We start from the raw sequence: 18,314 nt of genomic DNA on the forward strand, positions 1-18,314 counted from the left end.
TTTGTTCTATACTTTTTCTAAGTCTAATTCACGTGCCACTTCATCTTGGACTTCGATGCCTTCTTTCTCTAGACGTTCGATGGTTTCCTTGAAGTTTGGCAAGTGATCTTTGTGAGCAATAAATAATTCATCCATGATTCGTTGCGCTGTTTTCCCAGAACGAACCATTGGGTTGATGGTAAATGCTTGTAACGCTGTATTGTAATCGCCGGTAACCGCCGCTTCAATGGTCAGTAATTCCATTGCTTTCATCATTTGCAGCCAGCCGCGTTCTGCTACTGGTAATTCGCCAAATGCGACATTACGTGCGCCTTGTCCACCAATATAAGCAGAAACTTCAACCACACAATCGGCTGGAAGATCTGGTACTGCCCCATCATTTTTAGTAGAAACAACCAATTGCGTGTTCTTGTTCGCATAAATAGAAGCGATTGATTCACAGGCTGCATCAGAGTAATACGCACCGCCACGTTGACCTAATTGTTCTGGTTTGTAATCCAAGTTTGGATCTTTGTATAATTCAAACAATTCTGTTTCTGTTTGTTTTACCTGCTGCGCACGTGTGCCGATCGTTTTGTACTCTTCTAAGGCATGTGCAAGGGTTTCTTCTTCTTGGTAATAGTAGTGGTGGTAGCCGCAAGGGATCATTTGCATTTGTTCCAAAATTTCTCTTGGGAATGGAATGTCATGGATATTTTTCGGCATCCCTGTTTCGTCGCCTTCGTACATTTTGTTGATGATTTCCATTGTGACATCTTTGCCACGATTATCTGTGACTTTATGCCAGTGGAAATGGTTCAAGCCTGCAAATTTATAGATCAATTCATCTGGCTGTTTGCCTAGCATCTCTGGTTCGATCATTTGTGCCATGACAGGGACATTACATAACCCGATCACTTTATCCCATTTACCATAACGAACGACTGCTTCCGTCACCATTCCGCTTGGATTAGCAAAGTTAATCAGCCATGCATCTGGACATAGACGTTTCATATCTTCCACGATGTCTAAAATGATTGGCACTGTTCGGAACGCCTTGAACATCCCACCAGCACCATTGGTTTCTTGTCCTAGCATGCCGTAATACGCTGGAATACGCTCGTCTTTGATCCGCGCTTCCAATAGACCCACACGAAACTGAGTAGTAACAAAGTCTGCGTCCTTCAAAGCTTCTTCACGATCCAACGTGATATGAACTTTTACATCATAGGGCGAAGCATCCCACATCCGTTGAGCCATCGCGCCTACGATCTCAACCTTTTCACGACCTGCCTCAATATCGACTAACCAGATCTCGCGAACTGGTAACTCATCATAGCGTTTGATAAATCCTTCCATTAATTCCGGTGTATAGCTGCTTCCTCCACCAATTGTGGCGATTTTTACTCCTGCTGACATTCAATCGACTCCTTCTGTTTTATTTACAACCTTATTATCTATTACGTAAAATTCTAATTCAATTCATTTACAAGGCATTCCATCTCTATTTACAAATCAGTGATTGAAAACGGTTTATTTTGTAAATATCGATGGAATTATTTTCCTTTTTTCCTCATTCAAGTGCATTTGTGTTTACAAATATTTTATAATAGATGTAAATCAAAGGAGGAATCACTATGCTATTGTCAGAAAAAATGAAGCAAACAGATTTTTCCAACGCGGAAAGTGCCTTAGTAGAATACATTTTGGTCAAAGGAACGGCCATTGAACCGTTGACGATTAAAGAAATCGCAGAAGCAAATTATGTGCATCCGTCCACTTTGATCCGTGTCGCTAAAAAGCTTGGCTATAAAGGCTGGTTAGAGCTGCGGGAAGAATTTTTAGCTGAACAAACGTATCTGCAAACCTATTTTGAAGATGTGGATGCCAACTTCCCTTTTCAAACAAATGACGGCTTAATGACGATCGCAAATAAAATTGCTTCGTTAGAACGAACGACGATTGATGATACGTTGAGCCTGTTGAATCACGATGATCTGCAAAAGGCGAAACAGCTTCTATTAAATGCAAAGCAAATCAAAATCTTTGGCAGCAATGCGAATTTATTGATTTCTCAAGATTTTGCCTTAAAAATGCGCCGTATTCAAAAGAATGTCGTCATGAGTCAAACTATGGGGGAGGATGCCTACGAAGCCTTCAATAGTCAAGAAGATACTTGTGCCATTTTGATTTCTTATACCGGTGAAAATGGTTTTATTATGCAGATTGCAAAAATCTTACAAAAACAAAATATTCCAATTATCGCTCTAACAAGCATCGGTGAAAATACATTGGCTTCCTTTAGTCAGGCCGTTTTACGCATGACTACCCGCGAGCGATTGTATTCCAAGATCGGCAACTTCACGATCAATTCTTCGATCTGCTACCTATTAGATGTCCTTTACAGCTGCGTTTTTGCAGAGAATTATCAAAAAAATCTGAATCACTTGATTGAAGTTAGCGAGCTCGTAGACAAACGTAAAACTAGTTCCGCCATCATGGCTGAATCACCAGAATCATTGATCCATTTTACCGAGTCTTTTCGACCAAATTAAAGTTCGGAGCAATTGCTCCGAACTTCTTTTTTCCTTTTAAGAAACTAAACTAAAACAGTCAATAGTTCATCATCATTACACACATTTTCTTGTTTGTCGGATTCAATGATGTCTAGATAATCCGCTGAATTCGTGATGATCACTGGTGTTTCTACACTATAGCCTGCTGCTTCGATTGCTTGAATATCAAAGGTCACAAGTTTATCGCCGCGCTTGACTTTTGCGCCTTGTTCCACATGGGATTCGAAGTATTTACCATCTAATTGTACTGTGTCTAAACCAATGTGGATTAATAGCTCTAACCCATTATCTGAAACTAAGCCGATCGCGTGTTTCGTCGGGAACATCGTCATGACGGTGCCATCAAACGGTGCGACTACTTCTCCGACTGTCGGATGGATTACTACACCTTTTCCTAAAACACCTTGTGCAAAGGCTTGGTCTTTCGCTGTTGACAATGGCATCATTTGACCAGTTACTGGAGCAGTGACGATCTCTTTGCGAACTTCCATCGCTTTTTGTCCTTCTTCAACTTCTACTGCTTCTTCATCTTTCCAGAAGAAGAATGTTAACGCAAATCCGATAACTGAAGCAATCACGATCGCAATAACTGAATAAATCGCTCCTGATGAATCTCCTGTTTGTTGATTAATATAACTTGGAATACCGAAGACACCTAAACCGCCCATTACATATGAACGCACACCCATCGCTGTCATGAAGGCTCCTGATACTGCACCACCAACCATTGAGAAAATGAATGGTTTTTTCTTAGGAAGAGATAATCCATAGATTGCTGGTTCTGTTACCCCACAGATACCAGAAATAACTGCCGGCACAACCAATGCTTTTTCTTTTGGATTCTTCAGACGGAAATACATTGCCGCTACTGCTGCTGTTTGAGCAAAGCTGGCACCAAACATCCCTGTTAAAGCTGTTGAGTAACCCATAGTTCCCAGCTGCAAGATTGCGATTGGAATAAGACTCCAATGCAAACCGAACATTACCAGTACTTGCCAGAAGAAACCAACGATCAAACCAAATAGGATAGGAGAGAATTTCAACAATCCGTCAAAACCAGTTGCTAACATATTAGTTAAGATGGTAATAACTGGACCAATAACTAGGAAACCGATAGGTAATGCGATTAGCAATAAGAAAAATGGCACGAAAAAGTTTTGAATAACTTCTGGAATGATCTTACGTAACGGACGTTGCAATTTACTTGCCATCCAGACAATTAAGATCGAAGGAATAACACTACTCGTATAATCATTGGCAACGAACGGTAGGCCCATGAATGTCATGTATACTGGGCTTTCGAACATGCTGCCAGAGAATAAAGTGTAAAGCGGCTGGACATCTCCACCGGCAGTCAGCGTGGATAATTGGATAGCTGGATAACATAGAGCTCCCCCGATGACTAACCCAACATACTGATTCACACCGAATTTCTTAGCCGCAGCTACCGCTACCGCAATCGGCAGGAACATGAAGATAGCGTCACCAATGGCATTCAATACAATATAGGTACCGCTCTCAGCTGTTAAAACACCTGCTGCTACAAGCAATGCGTTTAACCCCTTGATCATCCCACCGGCACTTAAAGCACCTAGGAAAGGTTGGAATATCCCACTGATTACATCGATTAATCGGTTAAAAACATTTCCAGAAACTTCTTCTGGTGCACTGCTTTCACCGCCAAGCCCTGTCATATCTACCACGTCTTCATAAACTTGTCCGACATGATTGCCGATAACCACTTGATATTGTCCTGCACTGTGCATGATGGTCACAACACCATCCATGTTTTTCAGCACGTCATCATTCGCTTTGCTTTCATCTTTTAATTTAAAACGTAGACGCGTGATACAATGCGTTAAGCTGTTGATATTTTCTTTGCCGCCTACATTTGCGACAATTTTTTCTGCTAATTCCCGATATTTACCCACTATTCTTCCTCCTTGTTTACACTAAATTCATTGATTTCTTTGATCCATTGATCCATTTTTTTACAGCGTTTAAATGTATGCCCTTTCACTCTTCGATAACCCGGGATGACACGAGAAGTCATTGGGCGCCACATTTATTCACTTACCTTTTGAACCAATCGAGCGATATGAATCGTTAAATACAATTTCTCATCATTTGACATTTCATAAGCATACTTTTTACTAATAAAATCAGCGATTTTCTCTACACATTGATACGCATTCTGATATTTCTTTTGAATGATCAACAGCAGTTCGTTGTCCGTTTCATCCGTTAGCTGACGCTTGTTCATGATGCGAGAAGCGAAAAACCGCAAATGCGTTGTAAAGCGATAAAAGTAGACAGATTCTTCATCCAATTGAACTTTAAAATAATAGCTGGTTATTTGTATAATCTCCTGCATCAACTCCGCCATTAGATAGGCGTCTTCGTTGTCACTTTCTGTTTGCGCATTTACTAAATGCAAGGCGATGTTCCCTGCTTCATCTTCTCCTAGATCAATGTTGAACTTCTCTTTGATCTTCTTCACAGCACTCACACCGACGGAAAACTCATCTGGAAATAAACGTTTGACATCCCACAATAATAAATTCCGGACACGAACGCCTTCTTTGACTCGTTGGATCGCCGCATATAAATGATCCGTGATGGAGATATAGAGCGAGTCATTTAACGGATTCTTTAATGTGACCTTCGCCTCATCAATGATGTCATTGGCGATTTCTACATAGGTGATTGGAACATCTACTAGTAACTCCTGAAACTTATTGAATAAATCACTATTCGCAAGGTGATAGGTTTTGTCGATCGCCGACTCGGTGATCTCATCCCCTATTTTTTTCTGAAAGGCTAGACCACGCCCCATCGCGACGATCTCGTTATTTTTTTGATCGGTCGTGATGACTACATTGTTATTCAAAATCTTCTGAATCTGCATCCAATGCTCCTCCGTTCTGTGACATTCGCTACTTAAAATCATTTCCACTGACTTCGTTCACTTAAAATGATAGATACCTTCGTAATCGTTGTCAAACCCAAGTTTGTTGTTTTTTATAAAGTCACCTCCTAATTTAGAGCAACAAAAAAACCCAATGAGGGCACGACAAATAAATCGTACACATCATCAGGTTTAGCTTGTATTTAAACAATCACTATCCATCATTTGGTCTATTTAATTCAAAGTTAGCTTAACAAATCCAGAAAGCGCTGTCAACAAGTTTTACAAAAAAACTTTTCTGCACAAGAAAATTTGTGAACAGGCGCCTTCTACCTCTTAGAAATAGACAATGCAGCCTTTTCGCCTTAAATCAGCGATCCAGCCAGGTATTACTAGATCGTGATTCCAGCGTAAATCAAGTCTTTGTAAATTTTCTAATTCCAACAATGATTTTGGCAATGTATGTAGTTGATTGCTGCGCAAATCAAGCTCAATCAATGAAGAGGCCTCCCCTATTTCTATCGGAATCGAGGGTAATTGATTGTGACGCAAATTGATTCTTTGAAGATTTTTAGTAGTAGAAAAATTAATTTTAAACGTAGTGAGTGCATTTTTTTCCAGGTCTAAGACTCGCAGCTTCTCCCAATGACTCGCTGGAAAAACAAAGCGAGTGAGTTGATTATCGCATAAGTGAAGTTCACGAAGCTGCTTGAGTTTGCCGATTGATTGTGGCAGATTTCGTAATTCATTCTCCATGATCCGTAGTTCAATCAAGTTATTTAAACTGCCGATGCTCTCTGGTAGTTCGGTCAACTCATTCTCACTCAAATTTAGATATTCAATCGCTGGCAGTTGCGTGAATAGATCAGGCAATTGCTTCAATTCATTGTTATGTAAGTAGACATACTCTTTTAAATTTACAAGATCAAAAAAGGATTCAGGTATTTCCTTTATCTTATTATGTCCAAAATCGATGTTTTTTAATTGAGACAGCTTACTAATTTCATCAGGAATCTCGCTAATTTGATTGGCAGAAATATTGAATATTTCTAACCTCTCCATCTGGAAAACTTCTGTTGGAAAAGCGGTCAATTCGTTATTAAAAAGATTGACCTCTGTATAGGTTTCAGGAGAAGTCGTTAAAGCTGGCAGCTTGGTTAATTCTTGATTCATTGCAACTAATTTCATAAAATATCTCCTTTTTGAATATGACCATTGCAGCAGACCTCGTAGCTTGCAAACAGATTAATTGAATTCTCATTGATTATCCTTTAGGGTTGAAGAGTAGTTAAAAAGAAAGGATGGACAGTCAATGACCAAGAAAATTGCAGCAATCGTCACAGATTTAGTAGAGGATATTGAACTATCCTCTCCAAAAGAAGCATTAGAAAAAGACGGCAATGAAGTGACAATTATCAGCTTCGAAGCCGATCAAGAAATTACTGGTAAAAAAGGAACCAAGTTCAAAAGTGATAAGGGAATCGATGAAGTGAAGCCTGAAGACTTCGATGCTTTATTGATTCCAGGTGGATTTTCTCCCGATCAATTGCGGAGTGATTCGCGTTTTGTCGCGTTCGTTACGTACTTCTTAGACAAGAATGAACCATTATTCGCTATCTGCCATGGTCCTCAATTATTTATCCAAACAGGACTAACAAAAGGCCGCACGATGACTGCCTATGACACAGTACGTCCCGATGTTGGCTATGCGGGGGCAATCGTTAAGGATGAACCGGTGGTAGTCGATAACAAACTTGTTACTAGTCGAACACCAGACGATCTTCCTGATTTTAATGAAAAAATTGTCGAAATATTGCACGCGTAATTTCTAATGATAAAAGGACTAGATTTTTTCTAGTCCTTTTTGCTTTTTCTAAGCCAATGAATTTGGATCAAGACCTCTGCCAGCATCCAAAAAGCGATATAAACAAAGAATACCGCATATAAAGAGACGACTATTCTAACAACCCAGCTTACTAAAAAAAGAACAAAAGAAATCAACCCAATGACAAGATACATTTTTCCATGATAGCGATTGGAAAACGCGAGGTATTCTTTCCGATCTTTCCGAAAGAAATAGGTCAAATCATTCCAAAGCACATGAGGGGTCACTAGCGAAAGACTACCAAAAAGACCTAACACACAAAAGCCAAGAAACAAAATTTGTATCGAAGTCATTCTTTCTCATCTCTTTCTATTAAACAAAAAAGGACAGGATCACAATCAACAGAAAACCAATAAAAAAGGGTGGTACATACTTAAAAACAAACTGACTATACTTTTTTCCAATCCTTCGCTCCATCTCGAATCTCGGATCGTCTCTGTCTTTTCTGAATTCCCAAGGAAACCTCGCGACAAAAAGACCGTTCGTCCACTTTGGCAGCACCGCAATCAGTAGCAAAAGTCCTGTAACTATGATGCCTCCAAAACCAATTTGCTCCAGCATATAACGATCCATACCAATCACCTGCTTTCACATCAACAAACAACAGCATTGACACACATTTTTGATTCATCCGCGTCTTTTTTGTAACCGTTTCTTCTTGCACCCTTAGTTTACCATCAGAAATCGCGTTATTGAAGTTCAAAGCAAAAAACAGCCCTCTATAGACTGTTTTTGCTTATACTGCATAGCCAACTGCGATACAGTTCACTCCATTCGAACCAACGAATGCATTGATAACTGTCCCATTTTGCGGTAGATAGCCATCCTTTTCTTTGTTTTTATTGAACTCTTTGACTGTAAAGACTATTACTCTTTTAAACTTCACAGTGTTTCCTCCCATCATTCATTAAATACTGTTTTCTAAAATTGCTTTACAAATATTTTAATACTTATTTTATCAGAGAAAAAGCATCTATGTAACCGAATTCATTCCCTTTATCGCAAAAAATGAACGATAGCCCGCTCAATCAAGAGCGGGCTATCTAACTAATCAATATTTATTATTCTAAAGTTGAGGGTGTTGACTATTACTAAAAATTAACTATTTCTCGTTTAAACGATGTATTCCCAAATCCTTCTAATACATCCTTGTAACCCTATAGTTACGCCAGTTTGATTAAATTTCATCAAAATGAGTTAAAGTGTCGCATAAAAATATTTTTCGTATTAAATTACTATAACACACTTTTTTACGAGTGAAAAATAGCCAAAGGGGATACTAACTAATTCTTTTCAATTATTTAATAATCTTATCGGTATAAAACTTTCCATTTGAGCCCAGCCTTGTTCCTCAATAATTTTCTTTGGCGTAATAATATGGCCCATCATTGGACGATTCTCAGAGATATCGAACTCAAGATGAGCCGAGTGCGCAATGAATTCTTTAGCTTTTTTGAATAATTCCTGACCAGCGATTTCATCGCCATCTTTATAGACGTAGGTTAAAAAGTACCCGCCCACAAAGTCAACGATGTCATATCCATCAGTTTCTAGCTCATCCGTTAACGCATATAACCAGACCATGCCTCCCTTGCTATGGTCAAACATCAAAAAATCCCTTGGCATAAAAGAATTTTCAGGCCTTGGGGATAGCTTTGAAAAATAGGCATTAAACTTCCCTAGAATACCTTGATCGGAAAAATCAACATTCGTATCTACACCAGAAGATACTGCTTTAAACGATGGCAATTCAATCATTCGAAACTCCATGGATACACCTCTCTTTTCGGTATCCATCCATTTTAACACTCAGCAGTTTCTTTATTCAATCGCCAAAGGATAGCTCTTCTAAAAATTAGAGAAAACGACATCATTGATACCAAAATAATTTAATCCGTATAGAAACAGCACGATGGCATTTGTCAAAAGTGAAATAAGAATGACGGCATAACGAACGGTTAGATAAGGATAACCTGCTGGACGAAAGCTCGTCAGCTTTTTCCCGTGATAGCCAATCGTAATGAAAAGCAAAAGAACCGTCATTATTCCCTGAAAGATCAACCCTATCAAATAAAATATGGAACCCCCATTGTTCAATTGCAAAAAATAGCCTCCTAGGTTCAGCGCATCTATTAAAATTGCGATAAATGGCATAAAATCACCTCTTCTTAATCTTCATATTTTTATTCTACTATCAAAAGCTTAGCACAAAGAATTTTTACAACAGAATAACTTGCTTGCTCCAATACTTATTGACAGATGATACAGGACAAGCTATATTTATATGACCATATATTTTTTTTAGTCATATAAATAGATAGGAGAACTGTATGCCAAAATTTAGCCCTCAAGAAAGGCAGACAATCACCGAGAGATTGCTTCATGTTGCTGAGAAACTTTTTTGTAAGCATGGACTTAAGAAAGTAACCATTGAAGAGATTGCCAAAGCTTCCCTAATCGCAAAAGGCTCTTTTTATACCTTTTATCCCAGCAAAGAAGAACTCTATTTCGAGCTTTTGGTTAATTGTCAAAAGGACATGTGGAGACAATTAGATGCTTATCTATCAGAAAATCGCTCCTTATCGCCAAAAGAGTTGGTTAAAAAGACAGTGATGTTTCTGTTTGAACTGATGAATCAATACCCTTTGATTCAAAAAACGGATAGCGAGACTATGGCGATATTGTTCCGAAAACTCCCTCCAGAAGTCATAGAACATCATTCCAATGAAGATGCTGAAGTATTACAGCTTTTAAGTAATTATGGTGTACGTTTCACTCAACCAATCGAGGTTGTCACAAAGGCGTTTCAAGCCCTTTATGGCGTGATCGTTCTGTTAGAAGAGGAAAAAGAAGCGCTGCGAATGCAAGTATTGTCTGTTATGATAAACGGTCTGGTGAATGAACTAGTGGAGGAATAGTTATGATCCGAGTTGAAAATCTTTTTTATCAGTATCCAAAGAATAAACAAGATACCTTGAAGCAAATCAATTTCGATGTCAAAAAAGGGGAAATTTTTGGATTTTTGGGTCCTTCCGGTGCTGGGAAAAGTACTTTGCAGAAAATTTTGACCGGCACCTTGACTGATTATCGAGGCGAAGTGACTGTCATGGATAGCTCACTGAAGCGGCTTTCCGAAGATTACTATAACAAAATAGGTGTGGACTTCGAGTTCCCCAATTTTTATGGTAAATTCACTGCTTTAGAAAATCTAACCTATTTTTCTTCTTTATATCAACAAGAATCATTAGATCCTCAACCGCTGCTAAGTCGAATGAATTTATGGGAGGATGCTCGAAAGCCCGTCGCACGTTTTTCCAAAGGAATGAAAACGCGTCTCGGATTTATTCGCTGTTTGCTGCACAAGCCTGATCTACTCTTCTTAGATGAACCGACCAGTGGTTTAGATCCGTCAAATGCTCGGATCCTAAAAGACATGATCAAAGAGCTACAGGAAGCAGGAAAGACGATCATCCTTACCACACATAATATGCACGATGCTGAAGAACTCTGCGACCGTGTTGCTTTTATCGTTGATGGCGAGATTCGGGCCTTAGATTCACCAAAAGCTTTTCGACACTCCGTTCAAGAAAATAAGGTCCATTATACGTTCCTTAATCAGCAAAATAATGAAGAACAACGGACGCTACCTGTCAATGACTTATATTCCGATCCTCATTTTCAAGAAATGTCCAAAGCAAAAAAAGTGATCCGCGTTCATTCCATTGAACAAAGTTTGGAGGATGTTTTTATTTCTTTGACAGGAAGGCGGCTGCAATGAGATTCCTTTTGACTACTAAACAAGATATGCAGTATCAAATGCGGTATGGTTTTTATTTTATCTACGGTATTCTTACGCTTTTTTATGTTCTTATACTCAGTCAAATCAATGATCCTGTACTGAGAAGTTTGACTGGATCATTGATTATTCTCAGTGATCCAGCTGTCTTAGGGTACTTCTTTATTGGTGGAATATGGCTGCTTGAACAAGAAGAAGACCTGCACAGTTATATGGCAATCTCTCCTTTAAAGGGCTATGAATATGTATTAGGAAAGATGCTCTCTTTAGGACTTGTTTCTACTTGTTCTGCGACAATCATTGCTGCAATCACTATGACCTGGATCAATCCCTTTGCTTTAGCAGGAATTGTGTTTATTTCCTCCTGCTTTTTCACATTGGTGGGATTGCTTCTGGCTACCTTCGCCAAAACCGTCAACAGTTATTTGATGCTTAGCGTTCCACCAGCCTTGTTACTTTTGACTCCAGGAATAGCCTCATTGTTCGGAATTTCTTTTCCTTTTGCGGAGTTTTTACCGGGAACAATGGTCTTAAAATTAATTCAGTACCTATTTGGTAAGGTCCATGAGCCGTTTCTTTTCAAGATTTTGGGGCTCTCAATTTGGACAAGCGCCCTATTTGTACTAGTAGTTCATCGTGTCACCTCAAAGATCAATCCTTCAAGGAGGAATAGCTATGCGCGCCACTCTTAAAGTTTTTTCAATTGGTTTTCGAGTGATGTTACGTGACCCGATTATGCTGGCATTGATTCCGGCTCCTTTTCTAGTGGGAGTCACCTTTCGCTTTTTCTTACCAATAGTGAATCAGTTTCTAGTTCAACAGTTCTTTATAGCCATCGACAACTATTATGCTTTATCAGATGGGGTAATGCTGCTACTGGCACCTACGCTGTTAGCTACATCCAGCGCCTTTCTGCTATTGGAAGAATGCGATGAGGGAATCAGCAGCTATTATCAAATCACTCCCTCTGGTCGTTTACGTTATTTGTTAGCAAGAATTGGGATACCGGCTCTTTGGGGTTTCATTTGCAGCATTCTTTTAGGGATTGTATTTACTCTTTCATCTCTTACTTTTTTCTCAATCTTTGCTATTTCCATTATTGCTTCATTGTTTAGTTGCGCAGTTGCTATGATGATTGTCGCTTTTTCAGCGAATCGAGTAGAAGGTCTGGCGATTTCCAAGCTCACCGGAATAACTATGATTGGGCTGCTAATTCCATGGTTTATTTTTGATTCATGGCGGTGGTTCCTTGGGTTTCTTCCAACTTTTTGGTTGGGGCAACTAACACGAGAAGACTATTTTGGCGTTTCCTTCTTAGCAGGAGTGTTTACCAGCTTCCTTTGGATTGCATTATTCACTAGAAAATTTCTGACAAAATTGAGCACATAAAAAGGTCGAAACTCATCCTTCTGAGTTTCGACCTTCTTCTATTTTCTATCCAACAATCGCGCCATTCGGCATATCTGCGGGTGCTTCTACCACTTTCAATGTACCATCTGGTGCTTCAGCAGAAAGGATCATTCCTTGGCTGATTTCTCCACGCATTTTACGTGGTTTTAAATTGGCTACAATGATCAGTTTCTTCCCGACCAAGCTTTCTGGATCTGCGTAATATTCAGCAATTCCTGATAAAATTTGGCGGTCTTGCTTATCTCCTGCGTCCAAACGGAACTGTAACAGCTTGTCGGCGCCTTCGACTTTTTTACATTCCATGACTTCCGCCACTTTCAGCTCGACTTTATCAAATACATCAAACTTGATTTCTTTATCCTTCACAGAAACCAATTCTGTTTCTTCTGGATTCCATTTGATTTTTTCTTCTTCCGGCTTGCTGCCTTCAGACATTTTCTCTTTGATATAAGCCACTTCTTCCTCCATGTCTAAACGAGGGAAGATTGGTTTACCCTTTGGTGTAACCTTCGTATTTTCTGGGAATTCGCCAAAATGAATGTTTTCTAAATTCATCATGTCCACATTCAAGCCTAATTGTTCAAAAATACGTTTTGGTGTTTGGGTCATGATTGGCTGCAATAGAATAGCTACGATTCGCAGACTTTCCGCTAAGTGAACCATGACACTGTCTAGTTCTGCTTTACGTTCTTCATCTTTAGCTAAGACCCAAGGCTCCGTCTCATCGATGTATTTATTCGCACGTGAAACCAACGTCCAAACTTCTGCCAACGCGTTGTTGAATTCCATTTTATCCATTGATTCACGGTAACGGCTAACAACATTCGCTGCTGTCGTTGACAATTCGCTGTCAAAATCAGTCACTAGCGATTTATACGCTGGCACAACGCCATCACAATACTTATTGATCATGGCAATTGTACGGTTCAACAGATTTCCTAAATCATTGGCTAGATCATAATTCACTCGCGCAACGAAATCCTCTGGCGTGAATACACCGTCAGAACCAAACGGAATCGCTCTTAATAGATAATAACGAACCGCATCCAAGCCGTAACGTTCAACTAACATTTCAGGATACACGACGTTTCCTTTTGATTTAGACATTTTTCCGTCTTTCATCATTAACCAGCCGTGTCCGTAGATTTTTTTCGGTAATGGCAGCTCTAATGCCATCAACATGATTGGCCAATAAATCGTGTGGAAACGGACGATTTCTTTACCAACCATTTGAACATCTGCTGGCCAATATTTTTGGAATAGACTGTCATCATCAGAACTGTAACCTAAGGCGGTGATATAGTTTGACAATGCATCGATCCATACATAAACCACGTGTTCAGGATTCGCGTTAACCGGGATCCCCCATTTAAAGGTTGTCCGTGATACCGCTAAATCTTCCAAACCTGGTTTGATGAAGTTATTGATCATTTCATTTTTACGAGATTCCGGTTGAATAAATTCTGGATGCTCTTCGTAGTATTCCAATAGACGATCTGCGTATTTGCTCATGCGGAAGAAATAAGATTCCTCGCGAACCAATTCAACTTCATGCCCGCTTGGCGCTTTCCCGCCAATTACATTGCCTTCTTCGTCGCGATACACTTCTTCCAGCTGAGTTTCAGTGAAATACTCTTCATCAGATACTGAATACCAGCCCTCGTATTCGCCAAGATAGATATCGCCTTGCTCCAACAATTGATCAAAGATTTTTTTGACCGCCGCTTGATGGTAGTCATCTGTCGTCCGAATAAATTTGTCGTAGCTGATATCCAACGTCTTCCATAATTTCTTGATGTCCGTCGCCATCTTGTCCACATATTCCTGTGGATTTACGCCAAGTTCATCGGCTTTCTTTTCAATTTTTTGTCCGTGCTCATCGACCCCAGTCAAATAAAACACATCAAAGCCCATCATGCGTTTGTAGCGAGCAATCGCATCACAGGCAATCGTTGTATAAGAATTCCCAATGTGCAGTTTGCCACTTGGATAATAAATAGGCGTAGTAATATAAAATGTTTCTTTCTCTGCCATGAGGCTCCTCCTTTAAAAATAGATTCCTACGTAGTATACCACAAAAGCTAATAGCTTTTAATAAATGGATTGCTACTTGTTGGTCAATTATTTATCTATCAAAACTATCAAAAAAGGAACTGATCGAAGTTATTAGAAGAAGCCAAACCTAACGAGCCAGTGATCTTAACAAAAAATGGCTGCGGAAGACATGCCATTATTGACTTAGACGAATACGAACGTCTCACCGTAGGCCTTGAACCCTTAAAAATCGTAGAGGGGGCGAAAGAAAGCTGATGACGATTTAGATATAATCCTTAATATGTTACTACGAGAAATCAGTATTAGGAAGATTGATAATAATTAAAATTTGCGAACGATCAAAAACATTTTTAAATAATTCAAATAGTATAAACCCCCGACACTTATAAAGCATACTTTTAAACAAATTGTTATCATACTACAAGACACAAAAAAATCCGGAAGAGATGCTCAAAAATTGCCATCTCTTCTGGACTTTCTGAATTAATCTCTTACTAATTGATGATCTATTTCCTAATAACTAGTAGACTACAATAGGTATCGTTGCCATAATTATAGATACCAATACCAATGTAATTATAGTTAGGATCGACCATCGTTGCATAATGCCCTGAACTTTCCTTCCACTTCTCAAAAGCCTTCTCACCCATTACTTTCCCTGAAGTTTCTCTGGAACCTTGTATACGCCATATATTTTCTCCTCGAATACCGCCTATTTCCAAACCCGCATCTGTTATTGCAGTATAGTATTGTCTCGTATCCGGACGAACATGTTCAAAAAGGATTTTCAATTCTTTTGATCGTACTGTTGCAGCCGTATTTAATGTAGAATGTTCTGTTAACATGCCTACAGGGACTATCAAATTGGTTCGTAAATCATTAACTTTTTGCAAAATAGTTTCCTTCATAATTTGCTTTTCTGCATCGGTTAAATAGTTTTTAAAAAGTGTAACCTCAAAATCGAAACTAAGTTCTCTTCCTCCTTTCCCTGTAACAACTGGATAAAGAGGTCTTAAAGATAGGTCATATTTATTTGGGTCTAACTCCAATTTATCCAATGAAGGATTAAATATTTCACCAGGTTTAACTTTGAACGTAACGGATTTCACAATATTACCATCAACTGTAGCATGTAAAGTAATTCTGTCAAATGCTAGATTATTATACACAAACGTAATTGTTGCATCACTAGTCACTGATGAAATTGTTTGAAACGCATTTCCTTTCAAAGTATAACCTTCAATAGTAGGAGCTGTAGCTGTATACGGTTGACCTTTTTCTATACTAGCAGTTGTCGAGGTCTTTATTGGACTATTTTCAATATCCACATACTTCACTGTGATCGTATACTTCTCTATAGCATTCTTCGTATACCTAATTGTCAAAGTCTCCGCTTTGCTTACCGATGTGATACTCTTTGTCTTATCTGCTGCTACTACCGTGTAGCCGTCTATCGTAGGCGCTGTGATCGAGTAAGGTTGGCCTTTTTCTACGTTCGCAGTCGTTGCAGTTTTTATTTCTTTTCCAGCTTGATCTACATATTTGACCGTAATCGTATATTTCTCGGGTGTATTCTTCGTATAAGTAAATGTAACGGTCTCATTTTTACTTACCGAGGCGATATTTTTAGTCTTATCTGCTGTTTTTACTGTATAGCCGGTGATTGCTGGCGCCGTCATTGAAAACAGATTCCCATATTCTATCGGATGCGTTGTTGCGTTTTTTATACTGTTTCCACTTTCATCTACATATTTAGCGGTGATCGTATATTTGTTCTTCGTATAAGTAAACGTGACGGTTTCATTCTTACTTACTGAAGCGATATCTTTTGTTTTATCCGCTGCTTTTACTGTATAGCCGGTAATCGTTGGGGCAGTCATTGTAAATCGATTCCCATGTTCTATAGTTTGTGTTGTTGTGCTCTTTATACTGTTTCCGCCTTCATCTACATATTTAGCAGTAATCACATATTTGTTCTTCGTATAAGTAAACGTAACAGTTTCATTTTTGCTTACTGAGGCGATATCTTTTGTTTTATCCGCTGCTTTTACTGTATAGCCTGTGATTGTTGGGGCGGTCATTGAGAATTGTTCCCCGTATCCTATCGTATGTGTTGTCGCGGTCTTTATACTGTTTCCACCTTCATCTACATATTTAGCAGTAATCACATATTTGTTCTTCGTATAAGTAAACGTGACGGTTTCATTCTTACTTACTGAAGCGATATCTTTTGTTTTATCCGCTGCTTTTACTGTATAGCCGGTAATCGTTGGGGCAGTCATTGTAAATCGATTCCCATGTTCTATAGTTTGTGTTGTTGTGCTCTTTATACTGTTTCCGCCTTCATCTACATATTTAGCAGTAATCACATATTTGTTCTTCGTATAAGTAAATGTAACGGTCTCATTTTTATTTACTGAGGCGATATCTTTTGTTTTATCCGCTGCTTTTACTGTATAGCCTGTGATTGTTGGGGCGGTCATTGAGAATTGTTCCCCGTATCCTATCGTATGTGTTGTCGCGGTCTTTATACTGTTTCCGCCTTCATCTACATACTTAACCGTAATCTTGAATTCCACTATAGAATTACTAGTGTAAACAAATATGATTGTTTCATCTTTGTTTACAGACTTTATTACCTGAGAGCCGGTCCCTTGCACTGTATAATCGGGGATTTCTTGTGCCTCTGCTGTGAAAGTTTTCCCTTCTTCTACTGTTTGTCTTGATGCCGGTCTGATGTTCTTTCCGTCCTTATCCACATACTTAACGGTCACTATATATTTAGTCCCTGGTGTTGCATTTTTCGTGTATTTGAACGTTACTGTTTGATTTCCATTAACGGTTATTTTTTGACTCGTTGGGGTCTTGGCTGTGTAACCTGCGATACTTTTTGCAGTCGCTGTATAGGATTTTCCTTTTTCGACACTTGCTGTTGTGGCTTTTTCTATTTCTTTTCCTGCAATATCCACATACTTAACAGTCACTGTGTATTTTGTAGGTGCTACTGTATTCTTTGTATAATTGAAGGTAATCGTCTTATTTCCATTCACTGTAACAGTTTGCGAGCTGCTTCCCTTCAACGTATAACCGCTGAAGCTTGCAGCTTTTGCGGTATAGGATTTTCCTTTTTCAACCTGTGTTGTTGCCGACTTTAAGGTTTTCCCATCAGAACCAATATGCCTCACTGTCACCGTATATTTAGTGACTGGCGTTGTTTTCTTTATCCCATACCAAGCAATTCCCTCATCTCTCCAGCCAACACGCAATAAATTCTTTTGCTCCACATAATTCACCGTGTAATTATGAGAACCTGCCTTTGCATTTGGATTATAGGCGCGATAAAGCGGCACGGTCATCTTAGTATCCGAGTACCAGCCGATCCCTTCATATCTCCACCCTACTTTCACCAGATGATTCTTTTCATTTGCATTCATCGTGTAATGATGATCCCCTGCATTTGGATTGTACAATCGGTAAACGGCATGGCCAGAAGAAGGTGCGATCCAGCCGATCCCTTCATACCTCCACCCAACTTTCACTAAATGATTCTTTTCACCTGTCGTCGCAGTATAAAAATGCTCACCTGAATTAGGATTATATAGCCGATGCATGTCTGCTGCATGAGCTTCTTCGCCAGTTGCAATGAGTACTGAAAAACACAACGACAACACCAAAAATATAAACAACTTCACCTTTTTCATTATT

General features: G+C 39.1%; 17 protein-coding genes and 1 pseudogene. 7 read left to right on the forward strand and 11 right to left on the reverse strand.

Features of this window, described 5'->3' with window-relative positions; all coding sequences use genetic code 11:
* Nucleotides 1–6: 6 nt before the first annotated feature.
* Nucleotides 7–1,398 (reverse strand): 6-phospho-beta-glucosidase, encoded by a 1,392-nt coding sequence (locus tag IGI50_RS13275; protein ID WP_438777274.1) that lies wholly within the window; start codon nucleotides 1,396–1,398, stop codon nucleotides 7–9.
* 218 nt (nucleotides 1,399–1,616) lie between these two features.
* On the opposite strand from IGI50_RS13275, the gene IGI50_RS13280 reads away from it, so the two are divergent.
* A complete protein-coding gene (locus IGI50_RS13280) occupies nucleotides 1,617–2,534 on the forward strand; it encodes a MurR/RpiR family transcriptional regulator (protein ID WP_438777275.1) in 918 nt (305 codons plus the stop codon).
* Between the two features lie 44 nt (nucleotides 2,535–2,578).
* Here the strand turns inward: IGI50_RS13280 and IGI50_RS13285 are convergent, their stop codons facing one another.
* The 3 genes from IGI50_RS13285 to IGI50_RS13295 all read right to left on the reverse strand — a co-directional run bounded on the left by IGI50_RS13285 (nucleotide 2,579) and on the right by IGI50_RS13295 (nucleotide 6,651).
* A complete protein-coding gene (locus IGI50_RS13285; protein ID WP_438777276.1) occupies nucleotides 2,579–4,486 on the reverse strand; it encodes a beta-glucoside-specific PTS transporter subunit IIABC in 1,908 nt (635 codons plus the stop codon).
* A 134-nt stretch (nucleotides 4,487–4,620) separates the two neighbouring features.
* Nucleotides 4,621–5,463, reverse strand: coding sequence for a BglG family transcription antiterminator LicT (licT, locus tag IGI50_RS13290; protein ID WP_222225954.1), 843 nt, complete (start codon nucleotides 5,461–5,463; stop codon nucleotides 4,621–4,623).
* A gap of 336 nt (nucleotides 5,464–5,799) precedes the next feature.
* On the reverse strand, nucleotides 5,800–6,651 hold the full coding sequence (locus tag IGI50_RS13295) for a leucine-rich repeat domain-containing protein (RefSeq protein WP_438777277.1): 852 nt from the start codon (nucleotides 6,649–6,651) through the stop codon (nucleotides 5,800–5,802).
* A gap of 124 nt (nucleotides 6,652–6,775) precedes the next feature.
* Between IGI50_RS13295 and IGI50_RS13300 the strand changes: the two genes are divergently transcribed.
* Nucleotides 6,776–7,288, forward strand: a complete 513-nt coding sequence (locus IGI50_RS13300) for a type 1 glutamine amidotransferase domain-containing protein (protein WP_438777278.1) — start codon at nucleotides 6,776–6,778, stop codon at nucleotides 7,286–7,288.
* Between the two features lie 29 nt (nucleotides 7,289–7,317).
* On the opposite strand, the gene IGI50_RS13305 is transcribed toward IGI50_RS13300, so the two are convergent.
* The 5 genes from IGI50_RS13305 to IGI50_RS13325 form a co-directional block, all read right to left on the reverse strand.
* On the reverse strand, nucleotides 7,318–7,641 hold the full coding sequence (locus IGI50_RS13305) for a hypothetical protein (protein WP_438777279.1): 324 nt from the start codon (nucleotides 7,639–7,641) through the stop codon (nucleotides 7,318–7,320).
* A 95-nt stretch (nucleotides 7,642–7,736) separates the two neighbouring features.
* Entirely contained in the window at nucleotides 7,737–8,051 is a 315-nt protein-coding gene (locus tag IGI50_RS13310) for a hypothetical protein (protein WP_438777280.1), read from the reverse strand.
* A gap of 33 nt (nucleotides 8,052–8,084) precedes the next feature.
* A complete protein-coding gene (locus IGI50_RS13315; protein ID WP_438777281.1) occupies nucleotides 8,085–8,234 on the reverse strand; it encodes a hypothetical protein in 150 nt (49 codons plus the stop codon).
* 407 nt (nucleotides 8,235–8,641) lie between these two features.
* Nucleotides 8,642–9,106, reverse strand: a complete 465-nt coding sequence (locus IGI50_RS13320) for a hypothetical protein (RefSeq protein ID WP_438777282.1) — start codon at nucleotides 9,104–9,106, stop codon at nucleotides 8,642–8,644.
* 90 nt (nucleotides 9,107–9,196) lie between these two features.
* Complete coding sequence (locus IGI50_RS13325) at nucleotides 9,197–9,502, reverse strand: hypothetical protein (protein WP_438777283.1); 306 nt, start codon at nucleotides 9,500–9,502, stop codon at nucleotides 9,197–9,199.
* Nucleotides 9,503–9,678: 176 nt separating this feature from the next.
* Between IGI50_RS13325 and IGI50_RS13330 the strand changes: the two genes are divergently transcribed.
* The 4 genes from IGI50_RS13330 to IGI50_RS13345 are packed head-to-tail and all read left to right on the forward strand — an operon-like array spanning nucleotide 9,679 to nucleotide 12,533.
* The gene (locus IGI50_RS13330; protein WP_438777284.1) at nucleotides 9,679–10,266 is read left to right on the forward strand and encodes a TetR/AcrR family transcriptional regulator; all 588 of its coding nucleotides are present in this window, start codon (nucleotides 9,679–9,681) and stop codon (nucleotides 10,264–10,266) included.
* A gap of 2 nt (nucleotides 10,267–10,268) precedes the next feature.
* Nucleotides 10,269–11,126 carry an ABC transporter ATP-binding protein gene (locus IGI50_RS13335; RefSeq protein ID WP_438777285.1) on the forward strand — a complete coding sequence of 286 codons (858 nt, stop codon included), beginning with the start codon at nucleotides 10,269–10,271 and terminating at the stop codon, nucleotides 11,124–11,126.
* Nucleotides 11,123–11,836, forward strand: a complete 714-nt coding sequence (locus IGI50_RS13340; RefSeq protein WP_438777286.1) for a hypothetical protein — start codon at nucleotides 11,123–11,125, stop codon at nucleotides 11,834–11,836. Before IGI50_RS13335 ends, IGI50_RS13340 begins: the two co-directional genes overlap by 4 nt.
* Nucleotides 11,820–12,533: a hypothetical protein gene (locus tag IGI50_RS13345; RefSeq protein ID WP_438777287.1), complete on the forward strand. Its 714-nt coding sequence runs from the start codon at nucleotides 11,820–11,822 to the stop codon at nucleotides 12,531–12,533. Before IGI50_RS13340 ends, IGI50_RS13345 begins: the two co-directional genes overlap by 17 nt.
* 45 nt (nucleotides 12,534–12,578) lie before the next feature.
* Here IGI50_RS13345 and metG read toward each other — a convergent pair whose 3' ends face one another.
* The gene (gene metG, locus IGI50_RS13350; protein WP_438777288.1) at nucleotides 12,579–14,588 is read right to left on the reverse strand and encodes a methionine--tRNA ligase; all 2,010 of its coding nucleotides are present in this window, start codon (nucleotides 14,586–14,588) and stop codon (nucleotides 12,579–12,581) included.
* Between the two features lie 135 nt (nucleotides 14,589–14,723).
* Between metG and IGI50_RS13355 the strand changes: the two are divergent.
* Nucleotides 14,724–14,864, forward strand: a pseudogene (locus IGI50_RS13355) (type II toxin-antitoxin system prevent-host-death family antitoxin); the annotation flags it as partial.
* A 251-nt stretch (nucleotides 14,865–15,115) separates the two neighbouring features.
* Here the strand turns inward: IGI50_RS13355 and IGI50_RS13360 are convergent.
* Complete coding sequence (locus IGI50_RS13360) at nucleotides 15,116–18,310, reverse strand: MucBP domain-containing protein (RefSeq protein WP_438777289.1); 3,195 nt, start codon at nucleotides 18,308–18,310, stop codon at nucleotides 15,116–15,118.
* Between the last annotated feature and the right edge of the window lie 4 nt (nucleotides 18,311–18,314).

Source organism: Enterococcus sp. DIV0170, assembly GCF_051710765.1.
GTDB classification, from domain to species: domain Bacteria; phylum Bacillota; class Bacilli; order Lactobacillales; family Enterococcaceae; genus Enterococcus_A; species Enterococcus_A raffinosus.